This window comes from Streptomyces durbertensis, assembly GCF_014156695.1.
Classification (GTDB): domain Bacteria; phylum Actinomycetota; class Actinomycetes; order Streptomycetales; family Streptomycetaceae; genus Streptomyces; species Streptomyces durbertensis.
Genome location: NZ_WMLF01000638.1, coordinates 1 through 2,224 on the forward strand (window position 1 = coordinate 1; position 2,224 = coordinate 2,224).

A 2,224-nucleotide genomic window follows, 5' to 3' on the forward strand; every position below is an offset into this window, starting at 1 on the left:
AGCTGTGGGGCGGCGGCCCCGCCACGTGGACAGCCCTCCTCACCTCGCTCTTTGTGCACGCCGGCTGGCTGCACCTGCTCGCCAACCTGCTCTTCCTGCTGCTGTTCGGCCCGTGGGTGGAGCGCCGGGTGGGCGGGCTGCCGTTCCTGCTGGGCTGCCTGACCGTCGGGGCGGCGACCGCGCTGGGGCATGCCGCGCTGCACCCGGACTCCCCGGACGTCCTGGTCGGGGCGTCGGGAACGGTCGCCGGAGTGCTGGGCGCCTTCCTCCTGTTCTTCCCCCGGGCCCGGATCACCGCCCTCTACCCGGCGCTGCTGTTCCTGCCGCTGCGGCTGCCGGCCTGGCTGGCGCTGGGCTGCTGGGCCGTCACGCAGTGGCTCGCCGCCCGGGGCGCGGACACCAGCCCGGGCGAGGCGGACACCGTCGTCCTCGCCCACCAGGCCCATCTGCTGGCCTTCGGACTCGGCCTGCTGCTCGCCCGGCTCCACCACCGCCGGGCCCGGACGACGCCACCCCGGGACGCGGCCGCCACCGGGAAGGCGCGGGGTGGGGTGCCTGGGAACGGGGCACTAGAGTGAGCCGCTGGAGTCCCGCCAGCTCAGGCGACCGAGGGAACCGAGGGACCGAGGGAGAAACGCCAAGTGATCACTTCGATCGTGCTCATCAAGACCAGCACCGACCGCATCCCCGAGATCGCCGAGCAGATCGCCGCGCTGGAGGGGGTCAGCGAGGTCTACTCGGTCACCGGCGCGCACGACCTGATCGCCATGGTCCGGGTCGCCCGGCACGACGACCTCGCCGACGTCATCCCCGGCCGCATCAGCAAGGTGCCCGGTGTGCTCTCCACCGAGACGCACATCGCCTTCCGCACCTACAGCCAGCACGACCTCGAAGCGGCGTTTGCCATCGGCCTGGACGCCTGAGCCCTCCCCCGTCAGCAGTCGCCGCCGGGGCGCCTCCCGACCAGTTCGCGCACCGCGCCGACAAACCGGTCCACGTGCTCGTCGGGCGTGCCCACACCGAAGCTCACCCGCACGGCGTCCAGTTCACCGCCGCCGCACTCCCCGGTGCCGCCGGGCGCCGCGCCGAGCAGCACGCGCAGCAGCGGGTGCGCGCAGAACAGGCCGGCCCGCACCCCGATGGCCCACTCGGCGGAGAGGGCCTCCGCCAGCCGGGCGCTGCTCCACCCGTCGACGACGAACGACACCACTCCCACCCGCTCGGCGTCCGGTCCGAACAGGGACAGGACCCGCACCCCGGGCAGGTCGGCGAGACCTCGGCGCAGCCGGGCAAGCAGCGTCCGCTCGCGGGCCGCGATCCGGTCGAAGCCGACGTCCGCCAGCGCGCGGCAGGCCGAGGCGAGCGCGTAGGCGCCGATGACGTTGGGCGAGCCGGCCTCGTGGCGGGCCGCGCTCTCCTGCCACCGGACGTCGAGGCCGCCGTCCGGGCGTCGCTCCACGCGCCGGCTGGCGCCACCGCCCGCCAGATACGGTTCGGCCGCGCGCAGCCAGTCGGCGCGTCCGGCCAACACCCCGGCGCCGAAGGGCGCGTAGAGCTTGTGACCGGAGAAGGCCACCCAGTCCACGCCGAGCCGGCCGACGTCCACCCGGTGGTGCGGCACGAGTTGGGCGGCGTCCAGCACGACCCGTGCGCCGTGCCGGTGCGCCACCTCGGTCAGCTCGGCCACCGGCCACAGCTCGCCGGTCACGTTCGAGGCGCCGGTGACGCACAGCAGCCGGGGGCCTTCGGCCGGCGCCTTCGCGAGGGCGCGGTCCAGCAGTGCGACCGCGTGCGCGGGGCTGTCCGGGGCGTCCAGGACCACCGTGTGGTGGTCGCGCCAGGGCAGCAGCGAGGCGTGGTGCTCGGTCTCGAAGACGAAGACCCGGGTTCCCGCCGGGAGGGCGTGGGCGAGCAGGTTCAGGGAGTCGGTGGTGGAGCGGGTGAAGACCACCTGGCGGTCGGGGTCGGCGCTGTCGATCCCGAGGAAGTCGGCGACGGTGGCCCGGCTCTGCTCGAACAGTTCGGTGGACAGCCGGGACAGGTGGCCGGCGCCGCGGTGCACGCTGCCGTAGTAGGGCGCGTAGGCGGCGACGTCCTCCCAGACCCGGACCAGGGCGGGCGCGCTGGCCGCCTGGTCCAGTGCGGCGTAGGCGCGTTCGCCGCCGGCGGCGACCGGCACCCGCACGTCGGTGCCGAGTACCGGCAGCAGCGGCCCGTCCGGGAG

Annotated in this window: 3 protein-coding genes; 2 read left to right on the forward strand and 1 reads right to left on the reverse strand. The window is 75.0% G+C overall.

Features of this window, described 5'->3' with window-relative positions; genetic code table 11:
• The coding region (locus GL263_RS25350; protein WP_182858075.1) for a rhomboid family intramembrane serine protease at window positions 1–578 on the forward strand (578 nt) is incomplete at its 5' end.
• A gap of 63 nt (window positions 579–641) precedes the next feature.
• Window positions 642–923, forward strand: a complete 282-nt coding sequence (locus GL263_RS25355) for an Lrp/AsnC family transcriptional regulator (RefSeq protein WP_182858076.1) — start codon at window positions 642–644, stop codon at window positions 921–923.
• Window positions 924–934: 11 nt separating this feature from the next.
• Here the strand turns inward: GL263_RS25355 and GL263_RS25360 are convergent, their stop codons facing one another.
• A complete protein-coding gene (locus GL263_RS25360; protein ID WP_182858077.1) occupies window positions 935–2,209 on the reverse strand; it encodes an aminotransferase class V-fold PLP-dependent enzyme in 1,275 nt (424 codons plus the stop codon).
• Window positions 2,210–2,224 lie beyond the last annotated feature (15 nt).